The sequence below is a fragment of the Enterobacter sp. BIDMC 30 genome (assembly GCF_000534355.1).
GTDB classification, from domain to species: domain Bacteria; phylum Pseudomonadota; class Gammaproteobacteria; order Enterobacterales; family Enterobacteriaceae; genus Enterobacter; species Enterobacter ludwigii.
The window spans coordinates 1,624,977-1,639,808 of record NZ_KI973169.1 but is presented as its reverse complement, the minus strand read 5'-3'; the positions used below and the strand labels follow the sequence as shown (position 1 = coordinate 1,639,808).

The window sequence follows — 14,832 nt, the reverse complement described above, 5'->3', positions numbered from 1 at the left end:
TTTGAGCGTTGTGAAACGGGCCGAAGCCCGCTGGATTAATCTTTGTAAATGCTGAAGTATTCGCGCGCGTCAAGCAGCTGCGCTTTGGTCAGCATAAAGACGCCGTCACCGCCGTTATCGAACTCAAGCCAGGTGAACGGCACATCCGGGTACTGCTCTATCAGATGTACCATGCTGTTGCCCACTTCACAAATCAGAACACCGTCGTCGGTCAGATAATCCGGCGCGCAGGCCAGAATGCGACGGGTAAGCTTCAGGCCATCAGAGCCTGACGCCAGACCCAGCTCCGGCTCGTGGCGATATTCGTTTGGCAGATCGGACATGTCTTCCGCATCAACATACGGCGGGTTGGTGACGATCAGATCGTACTGCAGCGTTGGCAGATCGCGGAACAGATCGGAGCGGATTGGCGTAACGTGATGGATCAGACCGTGCTCTTCAATATTGTGCTCGGTCACAGCCAGCGCATCGGTGGAGATATCCACGGCATCCACTTCCGCTTCCGGGAAGGCGTACGCACAGGCAATCGCGATACAGCCGCTGCCGGTACACATATCAAGAATATGCTCTGGCTGATGGTTAATCAGGCCTTCAAAGTGGTTGTTGATCAGTTCGCCAATCGGCGAGCGCGGCACCAGAACGCGTTCATCAACATAGAACTCGTGACCACAGAACCAGGCTTTGTTGGTCAGATAGGCAACCGGAATGCGCTCGTTAACGCGGCGGATAACACGCTCCACGATACGGTGCTTTTCGCTGGAGGTCAGGCGTGCGGTACGCATGTCTTCCGGAATATCGAGCGGCAGGTAGAGGGACGGCAGCACCAGTTGAACGGCCTCATCCCACGGGTTATCGGTACCGTGCCCGTACCAGATATTTGCGGCGCTGAAGCGGCTAACCGACCAGCGCAACATGTCCTGTATGGTATGCAGCTCGTTTACTGCTTCATCGACAAAAATTTTATCCACTCTTTCCTCCAGGGCATGCTCGCATAATTTTCGGCGGCTAGTTTGCCATGAAGACGGCGATAAATCAGCAATGACGCGTCGCGCTTGAGGTTAAAAAATGCGTTTAGTCGGGTACACTGTCGGAAATACGAGATGAGAATGACCCATGAAAAAGAAAACATCCCTTAGCGAGGAGGATCAGGCGCTCTTCCGTCAGCTGATGACCGGGACGCGTCAAATCAAGCAGGACATCATTGTCCACCGTCCGATGCGCAAAAAAATCACGGAAGTCCCGGTCAAGCGATTGCTCCAGGAGCAGGCGGATAATAGCCACTATTTTTCAGATGAATTTCAGCCGCTGCTCAATACGCAGGGCGCGGTGAAGTACGTACGGGAAGATGTCAGCCACTTTGAGCTGAAAAAATTACGCCGGGGGGATTACTCGCCCGAGCTGTTTCTTGATCTGCACGGTTTGACGCAGATGCAGGCGAAGCAGGAGCTGGGCGCGTTGATTGCCGCCTGTCGTCGCGAACATGTTTTCTGCGCCTGCGTGATGCACGGCCACGGCAAACATATCCTGAAGCAACAAACACCGCTGTGGCTGGCTCAGCATCCCCATGTGATGGCGTTTCATCAGGCACCCAAAGAGTACGGCGGAGATGCCGCATTACTGGTGTTGATTGAAGTAGAAGAGTGGCAGGCGCCAGAATTACCCTGACAGGACGGCGGGAGGCATGTTCTGCTCCCCGCCATATCGCACGTCACATCAGATAGCTTTTGCCATCTTCAGATTGCACGGACTCATTTGCCAGTTGAAGACTCCTTTGCCCGTTTCGTCGAGAGCGACGTTGGCAATGGCGGAAGTCGTGAACATCGGCGGCGTCTCGCCCGGGCACAGCTCAGATACCAGATAGCCAACCAGTGGCAGGTGGGAAATGACCAGCGCGGAAGCGACACCTTCATTGCACAGCGCCTGAAGATAAGCGCTGACAAGGCCGACATCACCGCACGGGGTGAGTTCCGGGAGAACATCCACACTGGCTGGCAGGTTCATACACTCCCCCACCACTTCCAGCGTCTGTTCTGCACGCAGGAACGGACTCACCAGAACGCGTTCGATGTCCACTTTTTGACCTTTAAGCCAGGTCGCCATCAGACGAGATTCGTCGCAGCCACAGACGGTCAAAGGACGTACTGAGTCACTGGCGGCATCGAGTGCCGCGTCGCCGTGACGCATGATAAAAACTTGCATATTGCACCGCTTTTGTTAACCAGAATCACCGGCGTTGACTACCCGCGATTACCGCTCCGAGGTAGAAAACCCGATGGTCGGGCATTGTGCCTGATCCATTCGGTGAATGAAACGCTGTTTTTTACCTCAATGGCGTAAGTATAGTCAATCTCTGTTTACAAAATCGCCAAAACAGGTTCATACACTTCAGGATTTACCCTTTTTTGACCTCAACTTACGAGGACAGTTTCCCTTGAAGGCCAAAATGTCTGGCCCCGTTCCGCCATCTGCAATAATTCGTCACACGGTGTAAACCGCGGACCGTATTGCGAGGCCAGACGTTGCAGGATTGCAACCACTTCACCCGCACCGAGAGTGTCCATGTAACGGAACGGGCCGCCGAGGAACGGCGGGAAACCAATGCCAAATACCGCACCGATGTCACCATCGCGCGCGCTTTTAATCACCTGCTCACCAAAGCAGCGTGCCGCTTCATTAAGCATCATCATCACACAGCGTTCAGCACACTGAACGGGTGACAGTTTCCCCTGACCGGTTGTCGGAATAAGCCCATAAACCGAAGGGTCGACCTGTTTCTTGCTTTTACGCCCTTTCGCGCCGTAAAGATAGAAACCGCGTTCATTTTTTCTGCCTTTGCGATCGTCCTTCAAAATTGCAGAAACAATGTTTGCAGGCGGGCTAAAACGATCTCCATAAGCATCTTCCAGCACAGGTATAATTTTAGTGCCGGTGTCAATTCCCACCTCATCCAAAAGTTGGATTGGGCCAACGGGGAACCCAAACTTCACCAGCGCCTCGTCGACGTGTTCGATCTTCTCCCCTTCCGTCAGAAGCCGCATCGCTTCATTTATATAAGGCGCCAGAATGCGGTTAACGTAAAAGCCGGCTTTGTCCGCCACCACTATCGGTGTCTTACCCTGCATTTTGGCCAGTTTAACCACGGTAGCAACGGTTTGCGGGCTGGTACTGGCGTGTGGGATAACCTCCACCAGCGGCATTTTTTCAACCGGACTGAAATAGTGCAGGCCAATCACCTGCTCCGGACGCTGGGCTCTGGCCGCAATATCGCCAATGGGCAATGACGAGGTGTTCGACGCAAAAATGGTATGGGGTGCGCAATGTTGCTCAACGTCAGCCACCATCTGCTGCTTAAGCGCCAGGTCTTCAAACACCGCTTCAATCACCAGATCGCGATGGGCAAAACCGCTGTAGTCTGTCGTGCCGGAGATCAGTGCCAGGGTTTTATCACGCTCATTGGCCTTGATATGGCGGCGTTTAACCTTTTGATCAAGGTTCTGCCAGCTGTACTGCAGCGCGTGATTGATTCCTTTCGCATTGATGTCTTTGATACGTACAGGCAATTTGCCTTTGCTGGCGGTAACAAAAGATATTCCGCCCCCCATCAGCCCGCCACCCAGTACGCCAATGGCATGCAGCGGGGCAGGTTGCGCCTCGCTGCCGGGGTCTTTTTTTACCTCTGTACTGGCAAAAAAGATGTTACGTAGCGCCTGAGACTGCGGCGTCATCGCCAGCTCACCAAAGGCTTTTGCTTCTGCGGCATAGCCGCTGCTGCTGCCCTGAGATAAGCCCACTTCAATAACCTCAAGGATACGTTTCGCCGCCGGGTAGTTGCCTTTAGTTTTTTGTTCGGTTTTCTTGCCCGCCATGCTGAACAGGAGTGTGCGGCCCAGTGGCCCGGCCAGCACGCGCTCACGCACCGGCAGAGGACGTTTTGCCTGCCGTCCTTTGAGCGCCAGCTCAACCGCCGCCTCAAGCAAAATGGCGTGAGGAACCACCTCGTCGACCAGGCCGGCTTTCAGCGCCTGACGGGCACGCAGTTGTTTGCCGGTTAATATCATTTCCAGCGCAGTGCTGACCCCAACCAGACGCGGCAGACGCTGCGTTCCGCCGGAGCCTGGCAGGAGGCCTAACTGCACTTCAGGCAGGCCCAGAACGGTTTTCGCATCGTCGGTACAAATGCGGCTGTGACAGGCCAACGCCAGCTCCAGCCCACCGCCCAGACAGGCACCGTGGATCGCCGCGATGACCGGGATAGACAGCGCATGGATCTCCGCCATGACCTGTTGCCCCTGACGCGCCAGCTCTTCGGCTTCCTGTGCGTTTTGCGCCCGGGCAATCATGTTGATATCGGCTCCGGCAATAAAGTTGTCCGGTTTCGCTGAGATAAACACCAGGCCGCGAATCGCTTTGTTCTCGCGGATCTGCTTTAGCATCGCGCGCACCTGAACGCCGAACTCGGCTTTCAGGGTGTTCATCTTCTCGTTGGGAACATCGACAGTAATAACGGCGACGTTATCGAGGCGTACCGTCAGATTAAATGCAGATGGCATATCCATTATTCAGCCTCCAGAACCATTGCCGCGCCCAGACCACCCGCTGCGCAGGCGGTTACGAGACCAAAACCACCGCCCCGGCGACGTAACTCATGTAATGTCTGAGTGATCATCCTCGCCCCCGTCGCCGCAAATGGATGACCGTAGGCGATGGAGCCACCCAGGACGTTAAATTTGCTCTGATCCACTTCGCCAGTGGCATGCGCCCGGCCAAGAACATCGCGCGCGAAACGTTCACTCGCCAGCAGTTGTATGTTTGCCAGGGTCTGTGCAGCAAAGGCTTCGTGCATATCAATGAGGGTTAAATCCGCGAGGGTCAGTCCCGCGCGTTCCAGCGCCAGCGGAGTGGACCACGCCGGCCCTAACAACATGTCCTGCCACACATCTATCGCCGTGAAGGCGTAGCTGCGCAGGTAGCCCAGCGGTTTTATGCCCAGCTCTTTGGCACGGGATTCCGTCATCAGGATCACCGCGGCGGCACCGTCCGTCAGCGGAGTACTGTTGGCAGCCGTGACGGTACCGTGTTTGCGGTCAAATGCCGGACGGAGCCTGGCGTAATCCGCCATCGTCGAGCTGCCGCGAATATTGTTATCTTCTGAGAGCGGTTCACGGTATGGCGGGATGTACGCCGTCATGACTTCATCAGCCAGTTTGCCTTCCGACCAGGCTTTCGCCGCCAGCTGATGTGAGCGATGAGCCAGCGCATCCTGCTGCTCACGGGTGATCCCGTAAGTTTTTGCCATCTGCTCGGCGGTATCGCCCATTCTCAGACCGGTGGAATACTCCGCCACTGCGGGCGGTACAGGCATAAGGTCACGCAGGCGTAAGCGTGAGAAAAGTTTGAGTTTCTGACCGACGGTACGGGCTTTGTTGGCGTCAACCAGGATCCGGGCCAGCTTTTTACTGACCCCAATCGGCAGAACCGAAGAGGAGTCCGCCCCGCCGGCGATCCCAGCGCGAATGGTACCTGCCATCAGGCTTTCAGCCACGTTAGCCACCGCCTGGAAACTGGTAGCACATGCCCGGCTGACGCTGTAAGCATCAGTATGGACATTCATCCCCGTACCGAGGACGATTTCGCGTGCAATATTGGGTGCTTCAGGCATCTGCACAACCTGGCCAAAAACCAGCTGCTCGATGACCTCAGGCGGAATTTCGCTGCGAGCCAGCATCTCCCCCACCACCATTTTCCCCAGATCGACAGCCGGTATGCCATGAAACGCTGTCGCCTGACGTGCAAATGGCGTACGTAATCCACTGACAATGGCAATGCGATCGCCCTGACGGGTAATAAGCGGTAACGCCTGACTCATAACCTTCCCCTGTAAAATTTTTTACTCAAACATAAAGTGGTCTGACCTGATAACAGTCTTAACCATTTTTTTACATTCAGCCAATCAGGGAAACGAAAAAGTGCGAGCTAAGGCACAGAGAAGAAAAAGAAAATGTCTCTGCGAAAACAAAAGCAAAACGGTAACCCGAAGGTTACCGTTTTAGTGTGCACCCTCTACTGAGAGAGAGGGGCCAGGATGAGGGCATTACGCCGTTGAGGTTAGCGCAGACCCAGCTGGAAAATCAGCGTTTCCGCCTCGCAGGCGAACACAAAGTCGATATCCAGCTTCACACCGCCGTCCACGTCAGTAAAGGTGGATTTGATTTCGCACGGATCGGATTCGACCTCACGTGCACGTTTGCTCAGCGCGGCCAGGGTTTCTTCCGCTTCGGCGCGGTTGCTGAATACACGGCTGTAAGAGGCGGTGCAATCGGAGTTGTCCATGATGGTACCAACATCCATACAGCAGCAAACCGGGGTTTCATCAGCACTGCATTTACTCATAGCTCAATTTCCTCTGTATTCGCGCAAGGCGCGAGATAAACACGATGCTGCTATTTTACGCCCCGGGGCTGGCTCTCTCCAGCCGTTAATGGCGCAAAAGCGGATAAGTGACCAATATCACACTAAAAAATGATCTAGAACAAAAATCACCCTTTCAGACGATTCGCAATGGTCACAATTTTGCCAACCAGATCTCGTTTCAAGAAACATGTTTGAAAATATTAATAAACAAACTTGCAACATTCTGGCTGGTCAGACCTATACTCTCGCCACTGGTCTGATTTGTATGTCATACCTCAGACCCTACACTTCGCGCTCCTGTTACGGTATGTAACAATTATTGAATAAAAATAACTCAATGAGGTTATGGTCATGAGCCAGAAAACCCTGTTCAAAAAGACTGCGCTGGCAGTCGCAGTGGCAATCGTCTCTACGTCCGCCTGGTCCGCGGGCTTTCAGTTAAACGAATTTTCTTCCTCTGGCCTTGGCCGTGCGTATTCCGGGGAAGGCGCAATTGCTGATGATGCGGGCAACGCGAGTCGTAACCCTGCACTGATCATGATGTTCGATCGTCCGACCTTCTCTGCTGGTGCAATCTTTGTTGATCCGGGTGTTGATATCTCGGGCCGCTCGCCAACAGGCGCCAGCCTGAAGGCAGACAACATCGCGCCAACAGCCTGGGTGCCAAACCTCCACTTCGTTGCGCCAATTAATGACCAGTTCGGCTGGGGCGCTTCCGTGACGTCTAACTACGGTCTGGCAACCGAGTTTAATAATAACTACGCCGCAGGGGCGTATGGCGGTAAAACCGACCTTGAAACCCTGAACCTGAACCTGAGCGGTGCTTACCGTCTGGATAACCACTGGAGCTTCGGCGTCGGCTTTGATGCGGTTTATGCTAAAGCGAAGATCGAGCGCTACGCGGGTGACCTGGGTAAAGTCGTTGCTGGCTCAGGCGCTCTGCCGCCGATTCCGGGTCTGGCACAGCAGGTTGCAGGTATTCCGGCAGATACCCAGATTGCTTACCTTAAGGGTGACGAATGGGGCTTTGGCTGGAACGCCGGTATCCTTTATGAAATCGATAAAAATAACCGCTATGGTTTAACCTACCGTTCCGAAGTGAAAATTGACTTCGATGGCGATTATAAGAGCAGCCTGCCTTCAGCCTATAACCAGATTCTGGGTAGCTTCGGCCTGCCAATGGGCACCGACGGCCGTACCACTGGCGGTTCTCTGAGCCTGCACTTGCCAGAAATGTGGGAGCTGTCGGGTTATAACAAAGTGGCGCCGCAGTGGGCGGTTCACTATAGCCTGACCTACACCAGCTGGAGTCAGTTCCAGGAGCTGAAAGCGACCAACAGCAATGGTGACACGCTCTTCTATAAAGATGAAAGCTTCCGTGATGCCTACCGTATCGCGCTGGGTACCACCTACTATATGGATGACAACTGGACATTCCGTACCGGTATTGCCTTCGATGATAGTCCTGTACCGGCTGACAAGCGTTCCATCTCCATTCCGGACCAGGACCGCTTCTGGCTGAGCGCAGGTGCAACCTATGCCTTCAATAAAGATGCTTCTATCGATGCGGGCATCTCTTACATGCACGGTCAAAAAGTTAACTTTAAGGAGGGGCCGTATGAGTTCTCTTCTGAAGGTAAAGCCTGGCTGTATGGCATGAACTTCAACTACGCGTTCTAATCGCGCAGGGATTAAAAAAGGTGAGCATGGCTCACCTTTTTTCTTTATTCCGGGTCGATATCTTTATTCCGAGTCGATATCTTTTAATTCGTTCTCGATTGCTTTCGCGTTCGGATTCTCTTCCGGCTTCAGCTTGCCGCCATTGGCAATAAAGTCGTGATTCTGGAAGTAAGCTTCGCGGACCATAATATACGGGTCAGAAGACTGACGCAGCAGACCGTCCGAATCAAGCAGTTGCGCACGCGTCTCGATCCCTTCCACCGTCCATTTCCCTACCGACAGCGGCCAGGTCAGCCACGACAGAACCGGATACAGCGTATCCACCATGTCGCCGCCGTCATCACGTACGGTGAAACTGCCGTAGAATGGCAGATGAACATACGGACCATAACCCACGCCATAATGCCCCATCGTACTGCCGAAACGGTGCGGCTGCTCACGCTGAAGTTTCGGGTTCGCCATACCGGCAACATCGATGAAGCCCCCCATCCCCAGCAATGAGTTCAGGAAGAAGCGGGTAAAGTGCACCATACCCTGATACGGATCGCCCTGCAGGAAGTAGTTCACCATCACCGCAGGTTCTTCCAGGTTACTGGTGAAGTTACTCAACCCGTTACGCGCAGGTTGTGGAACATAATCACGCCATGCAACTGCCACCGGGCGAACCACATACGGGTCCAGCACGTTGTAGTTGAAGCTGTACATTGAGCGGTTAAATCCTTCGAGAGGATCGGAGCGTCCCGTTTGCTCTCCAGAGCTGGCGCAGCCCACAAGCATCGTCGCGCCCAGCGCAAGCGCCGACAGCCGAAGTTTCATAAATATCTCCCTGTTCAGTATGGCTATCGTTGATTGCCATCCGTAACGGAGCATGGGTTGCTCCGCCTGTAAACGTGCAAGTGATTGTAACAGCACGTTTACCGATGTCTACGAGCACAATTACGGGCAGTAACCACCGTCACTCTGATCTCAGCATAGCCTGGCTTTTGGAATTCGTTTCGCTGGCAATTTTATAATGTCTTTTAATGAGATGTATCGCCTTTGTTGCCATTGCCGCCAATTTAAGAGCATCCCCACGGGCATTTCATTAAAAGCCGCTACGCTTTATAGAAAGATCATCGTGTTGGAGTGGCTATGAAAGAAGTGGGCGAAGAAAAAATTGGCGAGAGTAATGAGGAAATTGAAATTGAAAGCGAGGAAAAAGAGCGCGGTGAGGAGATAGAAATCAATGAAGATCGCCTTCCTTCCCGTGCGATGGCGATCCATGAACATATCCGACAGGATGGCGAAAAAGAGATGGAGCGTGATGCCATGGCTCTGTTTTGGTCGGCCATCGCGGCAGGCTTGTCGATGGGCGCCTCACTCCTCGCCAAGGGCATATTTCATGTGCAACTGGAAGGGGTACCCGGTGGATTTTTACTTGAAAATCTCGGCTACACCTTTGGCTTTGTGATTGTCATTATGGCGCGCCAGCAGCTGTTTACTGAAAACACCGTTACCGCCGTTCTCCCGGTGATGCAAAACCCTACCCTCGGTAATTTCGGTTTACTGATGCGTTTATGGAGCGTGGTGCTGCTGGGGAATATCATCGGTACAGGCGTGGCGGCATGGGCATTTGAATATATGCCGATATTCGATGAGCCCACCCGGGATGCCTTCGTGAAAATCGGTATGGACGTAATGAAAAACACGCCGTTCGAAATGTTCTCGAATGCCATCATCTCCGGCTGGATAATCGCGACCATGGTGTGGATGTTTCCTTCCGCGGGCAGTGCCAAAATTGTCGTGATCATATTAATGACCTGGCTGATAGCGCTGGCTGACACCACGCACATCGTGGTCGGAACCGTTGAAATCCTCTATCTGGTCTTTAATGGTACGCTTCACTGGAGCGATTTTTTCTGGCCGTTCGCCCTGCCGACGCTGGCAGGCAATATCTGCGGCGGAACGTTTATCTTCGCACTGTTAAGCCATGCGCAAATCCGTAACGACATGTCTAATAAGCGCAAGGCCGAACAGAAAGCGCGGGAAAACGATGATAAATCTGCAAAAAAATCGGCCTGAATGGTGACTCTTTGAGCAGTCAGGCGGCGATGAGCTTAACGCAAAGTGTAAATGAGGCTATACTCGTGCCGCCTTGTCCCCTTAGTTAAATGGATATAACGAGCCCCTCCTAAGGGCTAGTTGCAGGTTCGATTCCTGCAGGGGACACCATGCTCTCATCGGCGCACCGATACACCGGCACAAGGCGAGTGGTTCCGGTAAGATTATCAAATACCTGTTTTTCCGCAGTGGTAATTCTCATTCCGGCCTTTCTCAGACGCGACACCTCAGCAGCAATCCGCTGGATCCCAAACCAAAACAGCGCATCGAGTGCGGTTACCTCCAGACCACTTAACAGAGCACGCTTCAGACGTTCCGTGGGGGGCTTAATTTCTTTGGCTATCTGCAGAAAAGGTTCCGCGGTCAATTGTGTCGCTTCCATTCGCCGTATACGTGTGGACAGATGATATTGAAAAACGTCAGGTACATCGCTCAAATCGGACTTCACGCTCCAGACACAGCCAAACCGTTTCCCGTTAAAAATGACATTCTTCTGGCTGAGCTGCAGTTCATCACGCAAGCCGGCAATTAACTGAGGTGTCCGCACGAGCAGCAGGCGGAAAGGCAGCTCAAAGCTGGTAACGTAATCGACATTGGTCAGGGCAATACGCAGACGCGCCTCGGCCCCGGCCTGGATCGCCTTGCACTCGCTTAAAACGTCGGCCCACTGACGGGTAAGACGCGGAGGTTCATTCGCCTCGGTAAATCTGTATTTTTCAATCTGATAATCGATTTGCTCTGTCACCCGCTTTTCCCTGTCAGTCACGTTTTAGCCGCTAAAGAGAATTTAGCAGCACAGGTTATTATGCTCCAGAGGTGATGTGCAGTGATTGAACCCTCATTTATATGGGTTATGTTATTCCGTATTACAATTCCACTGCTTTACTCCACAGGCCCTCTTCTCTTTAGGCAACCATCATGAAACAAATCACGCTCTCCGATTTGAAGCAACAAAGTGAAGCGGCGGCTAACGCCCCGCGTTTACGCGCGCATCGTAACTTTCATTCTGAACTGAGCGACCCGGTTCAGCGGCTGGCCATCGCGATGGAACCTGGCACCTATGTTCGCCCTCATCGTCATCCGCATACCTTTGAGCTGTTACTTCCCCTTCGCGGGCGTTTTGTCGTGCTGAATTTTGACGACCAGGGCGTCGTCACCCGTCGCGTCGTATTAGGTGAAGCGTGTATGGCGCTGGAGATGGAGGCGGGAACCTGGCATGCCGTGCTGTCACTGGATCACGGCGGCGTTATTTTTGAAGTTAAACACGGTGGCTATCAACCGGTGGCTGATGAGGATTTCGTTACCTGGGCCCCCGCCGAGGGAGAGCCCGGTACAGCCGCGCTGATGGCATGGTATAAACAGGTACAGCCTGGCGATGCGGCCTGGAAAGCATAGCGACTGCTTTCAAAATATCCAAACAGATGCCGTCGCGCATCTGTTCTGGTTTATAAAAACAGAAAAATCAAAGACCTTTCGAATTGCCGCTTTTTTAATCAAGAACGAGTAATAGCACATACCGTATAAAGGGTGCTACATTATACCGCCCACCCAACGTCAGCAATGGCCAGGCAACGCCGTAAAGATCGGTAAAGCCTGCAACCATGACCTTGTACTACGGTCTAACAGGTACGTGGTTACGCAATGCGTGACTTTCACCGACTTTATATAGGTTCCCATTATTTTGTCACAATCCAAATTCAAACGCGCGTTTCTGCACCCGCGTTACTGGTTCACATGGTTTGGTCTTGGCGTGCTCTGGTTACTGGTTCAGCTTCCTTATCCCGTAATCCGCATTCTGGGCTCCAGGCTTGGCAGCGCATCGCGCCACTTCCTTAAACGTCGTGAGTCTATTGCGCGTAAAAATCTCGAACTTTGCTTTCCACAGTACAATGCGGAACAGCGCGAAAAACTGATTGCTGAAAACTTTAAATCTATCGGCATGGCTCTGCTTGAAACCGGTATGGCATGGTTCTGGTCTGATGAACGTGTTCGTAAATGGTTTGATGTGGAAGGCCTGGATAACCTGAAACGTGCCCAGATGCAAAACCGCGGCGTGATGGTGGTCGGCGTTCACTTTATGTCTCTGGAACTGGGGGGTCGCGTCATGGGGCTTTGCCAGCCGATGATGGCAACCTACCGTCCGCACAACAGCGCTGTGATGGAATGGGTGCAGACACGTGGTCGTATGCGCTCGAATAAGGCGATGATCAGCCGTAACAACCTGCGCGGCATGGTTGGCGCACTGAAAAAAGGTGAGGCCGTCTGGTTCGCACCGGACCAGGATTATGGGCGTAAAGGCAGTAGCTTCGCTCCGTTCTTTGCAGTGAAAGATGTCGCCACGACCAATGGTACCTTTGTGATTTCACGCCTTTCCGGTGCCTCCATGTTGACCGTCACGATGGTCAGAAAAGCGGATAAATCAGGCTATCGCCTGCATATCTCCCCTGAGATGGCTAACTATCCGGAAAACGAAGGCGAAGCCGCTACGTTCATCAATAAAGTTATCGAAATGGAAATCATGCGTGCGCCTGAGCAATATCTCTGGATGCATCGCCGTTTCAAAACACGCCCTCTTGGCGAAGCCTCGCTGTATATCTAAATTCCAGAAGGTTAGTTTCGTTAAGAAACTAACCTTTTCAATGACCTGTAATCACGCTGTGTACTGTCTTTCTTTGCGTCGCTCAAAGTGAATTTATTGCGTTCTGAAATCAAACTGTCGCCGTTCCACGACACCCGTAAGTGACGGAAATTATTTAAAAAAATCCCTCTTGTCACCCCCCATTTTTAGGCGTACATTAGCGCCGTCTGGCAACAGGAAAGTACAGAATTCTGAGCGGGAGTCGGCGGTATTACGGGAAAAATCTTATTTCCGCTATAAGCCAACTTCAGCTCTCTATAATCAGGTGGACTCTGTTTTTAAATGCGTACCACAAGATACGCGGAGCGATGAAACGTGAAATATTTCTTTATGGGCATTTCGGTGATTGTTTTAGTCTGGGCCGGAACGTTTGCCCTGATGATCTAGTGAAGAACATGCAGTCAAAAAAACAGGAGCCGATGGCTCCTGTTTTTTTATGTCATGATGACGCGTGAGGTTCGGTGACGCTTTTCGATGAGAGAAGTCCGTCGGCGCGGAACATACTCTTGATGCCCCTCACCGCCTGGCGGATGCGGTCACTGTTTTCAATCAGAGCGAATCGCACATGGGTGTCGCCATAATCACCAAAGCCAATGCCCGGCGAGACACATACCTTCGCGTCCTGCAGCAGCTTTTTGGCAAACTCCAGCGATCCCATTGCCGCATACGGCTCCGGAATTTTAGCCCAGACGTACATGGACGCTTTCGGCATGTCCACCATCCAGCCCGCTTCATGCAACCCTTTGACCAGCACATCACGGCGACGCTTATACTGCGCAGCAATCTCATGCACACACTGCTGATCGCCTTCCAGTGCTGCAATAGCTGCGACCTGAAGCGGGGTAAAGGTACCGTAGTCGTGATAACTCTTGATGCGCGCCAGGGCATTCACCAGCGTCTTGTTGCCCACCATAAAGCCGATGCGCCAGCCAGCCATGTTGTAGCTTTTCGACAGCGTAAAGAACTCAACCGCCACATCGCGTGCACCAGGAACCTGCATAATCGAAGGGGCTTTCCAGCCGTCATAGACAATATCGGCATAGGCTAAATCATGCACCACCAGCACGTCGTAACGTTTAGCCAGGGCGACCACTTTTTCAAAGAAATCGAGCTCTACGCACTGCGCCGTCGGGTTCGACGGAAAACCGAGGATCATCATCTTAGGTTTCGGATAGCTTTCGCGAATCGCACGTTCCAGTTCGTTAAAGAAATCGACCCCTTCCACCAGTGGTACGGAGCGAACCTGCGCTCCGGCAATCACTGCGCCATAAATGTGAATCGGGTAGCTCGGATTGGGCACCAGTACGGTATCACCATGATCCAGTGTCGCCAGCATCAGGTGCGCCAGCCCCTCTTTTGAGCCGATGGTGACAATCGCCTCGCTTTCAGGGTCGATATCGACCTGGTAGCGATCCTGATACCAGCGAGAAATTGCACGACGTAATCGAGGAATACCGCGAGAGGTGGAGTAGCCGTGCGTATCCGGACGCTGAGCAACCGTACATAATTTCTCAACAATATGCGGCGGTGTTGGGCCGTCAGGGTTACCCATGCTGAAATCAATAATGTCTTCGCCGCGCCGACGCGCAGCCATTTTCAGTTCAGCAGTGATGTTGAATACATAAGGGGGGAGACGATCGATACGCGTAAAACGGCGTTCAGGACTGAATTCAGCCATAGATTCCTCAGATTAACGTTAGCGCCCGGACCGTCCGAGCGACGCTGCCACCGATGTGGCATGTTTAGAAAATAACCTGAAAAAAATCATGCTGTCGAGAGGGAAATGAAAAAAAAGAGTGTGCGCTAAAATCGGAACCCTGCTGCATTGAAAAGCGGAAGCGTCCGAAGTGACAGCCTCTTTCTGATATCTGTTGTGTAACACGATGATATCAAAACCGTTACCTGCTCAGGCGTTATCACAAAAAAATCGGGAGACTTCAGCCCTCTCCTGATAATCCCCTTTGAAAAACAGGGTTTTTCCCCATTTGATAAACCTGACGGAT

General features: G+C 52.8%; 14 protein-coding genes and 1 tRNA gene. 7 read left to right on the top strand and 8 right to left on the bottom strand.

What is annotated here, in order from left to right; all coding sequences use genetic code 11:
* Positions 1-35: 35 nt before the first annotated feature.
* The gene (gene prmB, locus L466_RS14510; protein ID WP_014171046.1) at positions 36-968 is read right to left on the bottom strand and encodes a 50S ribosomal protein L3 N(5)-glutamine methyltransferase; all 933 of its coding nucleotides are present in this window, start codon (positions 966-968) and stop codon (positions 36-38) included.
* Between the two features lie 145 nt (positions 969-1,113).
* On the opposite strand from prmB, the gene smrB reads away from it, so the two are divergent.
* The gene (gene smrB, locus L466_RS14515; RefSeq protein ID WP_032680541.1) at positions 1,114-1,665 is read left to right on the top strand and encodes an endonuclease SmrB; all 552 of its coding nucleotides are present in this window, start codon (positions 1,114-1,116) and stop codon (positions 1,663-1,665) included.
* Between the two features lie 48 nt (positions 1,666-1,713).
* Here the strand turns inward: smrB and sixA are convergent, their stop codons facing one another.
* From sixA to L466_RS14535, 4 genes are all read right to left on the bottom strand, one after another.
* Positions 1,714-2,199, bottom strand: coding sequence for a phosphohistidine phosphatase SixA (gene sixA, locus L466_RS14520; protein ID WP_014171048.1), 486 nt, complete (start codon positions 2,197-2,199; stop codon positions 1,714-1,716).
* 209 nt (positions 2,200-2,408) lie between these two features.
* Positions 2,409-4,556, bottom strand: coding sequence for a fatty acid oxidation complex subunit alpha FadJ (gene fadJ, locus L466_RS14525; RefSeq protein ID WP_032680540.1), 2,148 nt, complete (start codon positions 4,554-4,556; stop codon positions 2,409-2,411).
* A complete protein-coding gene (gene fadI / locus L466_RS14530; protein ID WP_032678623.1) occupies positions 4,556-5,866 on the bottom strand; it encodes an acetyl-CoA C-acyltransferase FadI in 1,311 nt (436 codons plus the stop codon). Before fadI ends, fadJ begins: the two co-directional genes overlap by 1 nt.
* A gap of 239 nt (positions 5,867-6,105) precedes the next feature.
* The gene (locus L466_RS14535) at positions 6,106-6,390 is read right to left on the bottom strand and encodes a YfcZ/YiiS family protein (protein WP_014171053.1); all 285 of its coding nucleotides are present in this window, start codon (positions 6,388-6,390) and stop codon (positions 6,106-6,108) included.
* 372 nt (positions 6,391-6,762) lie between these two features.
* On the opposite strand from L466_RS14535, the gene fadL reads away from it, so the two are divergent.
* Positions 6,763-8,091, top strand: coding sequence for a long-chain fatty acid transporter FadL (gene fadL, locus L466_RS14540; protein ID WP_020883109.1), 1,329 nt, complete (start codon positions 6,763-6,765; stop codon positions 8,089-8,091).
* Between the two features lie 63 nt (positions 8,092-8,154).
* Here fadL and mlaA read toward each other — a convergent pair whose 3' ends face one another.
* Positions 8,155-8,907 carry a phospholipid-binding lipoprotein MlaA gene (gene mlaA / locus L466_RS14545; RefSeq protein ID WP_020883108.1) on the bottom strand — a complete coding sequence of 251 codons (753 nt, stop codon included), beginning with the start codon at positions 8,905-8,907 and terminating at the stop codon, positions 8,155-8,157.
* Positions 8,908-9,222: 315 nt separating this feature from the next.
* Between mlaA and L466_RS14550 the strand changes: the two genes are divergently transcribed.
* Both L466_RS14550 and L466_RS14555 read left to right on the top strand, forming a co-directional pair.
* Positions 9,223-10,152: a formate/nitrite transporter family protein gene (locus tag L466_RS14550; RefSeq protein ID WP_032680539.1), complete on the top strand. Its 930-nt coding sequence runs from the start codon at positions 9,223-9,225 to the stop codon at positions 10,150-10,152.
* Positions 10,153-10,227: 75 nt separating this feature from the next.
* A tRNA-Arg gene (locus L466_RS14555) sits at positions 10,228-10,302 on the top strand.
* Here the strand turns inward: L466_RS14555 and L466_RS23025 are convergent.
* On the bottom strand, positions 10,262-10,936 hold the full coding sequence (locus L466_RS23025; RefSeq protein ID WP_071993119.1) for an ECs1377 family protein: 675 nt from the start codon (positions 10,934-10,936) through the stop codon (positions 10,262-10,264). The genes L466_RS14555 and L466_RS23025 overlap by 41 nt on opposite strands.
* A gap of 173 nt (positions 10,937-11,109) precedes the next feature.
* Here L466_RS23025 and L466_RS14560 point away from each other — a divergent pair, with 173 nt between their 5' ends.
* The 3 genes from L466_RS14560 to ypdK all read left to right on the top strand — a co-directional run bounded on the left by L466_RS14560 (position 11,110) and on the right by ypdK (position 13,216).
* Positions 11,110-11,586, top strand: coding sequence for a WbuC family cupin fold metalloprotein (locus L466_RS14560; protein ID WP_032680538.1), 477 nt, complete (start codon positions 11,110-11,112; stop codon positions 11,584-11,586).
* Positions 11,587-11,869: 283 nt separating this feature from the next.
* Positions 11,870-12,790 (top strand): kdo(2)-lipid IV(A) palmitoleoyltransferase, encoded by a 921-nt coding sequence (lpxP, locus tag L466_RS14565; protein ID WP_086532242.1) that lies wholly within the window; start codon positions 11,870-11,872, stop codon positions 12,788-12,790.
* Positions 12,791-13,144: 354 nt separating this feature from the next.
* Positions 13,145-13,216, top strand: a complete 72-nt coding sequence (gene ypdK / locus L466_RS23615; protein WP_099458937.1) for a membrane protein YpdK — start codon at positions 13,145-13,147, stop codon at positions 13,214-13,216.
* Positions 13,217-13,268: 52 nt separating this feature from the next.
* Here the strand turns inward: ypdK and alaC are convergent, their stop codons facing one another.
* On the bottom strand, positions 13,269-14,507 hold the full coding sequence (alaC, locus tag L466_RS14570) for an alanine transaminase (protein WP_014171059.1): 1,239 nt from the start codon (positions 14,505-14,507) through the stop codon (positions 13,269-13,271).
* Between the last annotated feature and the right edge of the window lie 325 nt (positions 14,508-14,832).

Bases quoted from the DNA above. Each gene is read 5' to 3' on its own strand.
- fadJ (WP_032680540.1), bottom strand. From the start codon at position 4,556: ATGGATATGCCATCTGCATTTAATCTGACGGTACGCCTCGATAACGTC.
- fadL (WP_020883109.1), top strand. From the start codon at position 6,763: ATGAGCCAGAAAACCCTGTTCAAAAAGACTGCGCTGGCAGTCGCAGTG.
- mlaA (WP_020883108.1), bottom strand. From the start codon at position 8,907: ATGAAACTTCGGCTGTCGGCGCTTGCGCTGGGCGCGACGATGCTTGTG.
- alaC (WP_014171059.1), bottom strand. From the start codon at position 14,507: ATGGCTGAATTCAGTCCTGAACGCCGTTTTACGCGTATCGATCGTCTC.
- sixA (WP_014171048.1), bottom strand. From the start codon at position 2,199: ATGCAAGTTTTTATCATGCGTCACGGCGACGCGGCACTCGATGCCGCC.
- smrB (WP_032680541.1), top strand. From the start codon at position 1,114: ATGAAAAAGAAAACATCCCTTAGCGAGGAGGATCAGGCGCTCTTCCGT.
- L466_RS14560 (WP_032680538.1), top strand. From the start codon at position 11,110: ATGAAACAAATCACGCTCTCCGATTTGAAGCAACAAAGTGAAGCGGCG.
- fadI (WP_032678623.1), bottom strand. From the start codon at position 5,866: ATGAGTCAGGCGTTACCGCTTATTACCCGTCAGGGCGATCGCATTGCC.
- L466_RS14550 (WP_032680539.1), top strand. From the start codon at position 9,223: ATGAAAGAAGTGGGCGAAGAAAAAATTGGCGAGAGTAATGAGGAAATT.
- L466_RS14535 (WP_014171053.1), bottom strand. From the start codon at position 6,390: ATGAGTAAATGCAGTGCTGATGAAACCCCGGTTTGCTGCTGTATGGAT.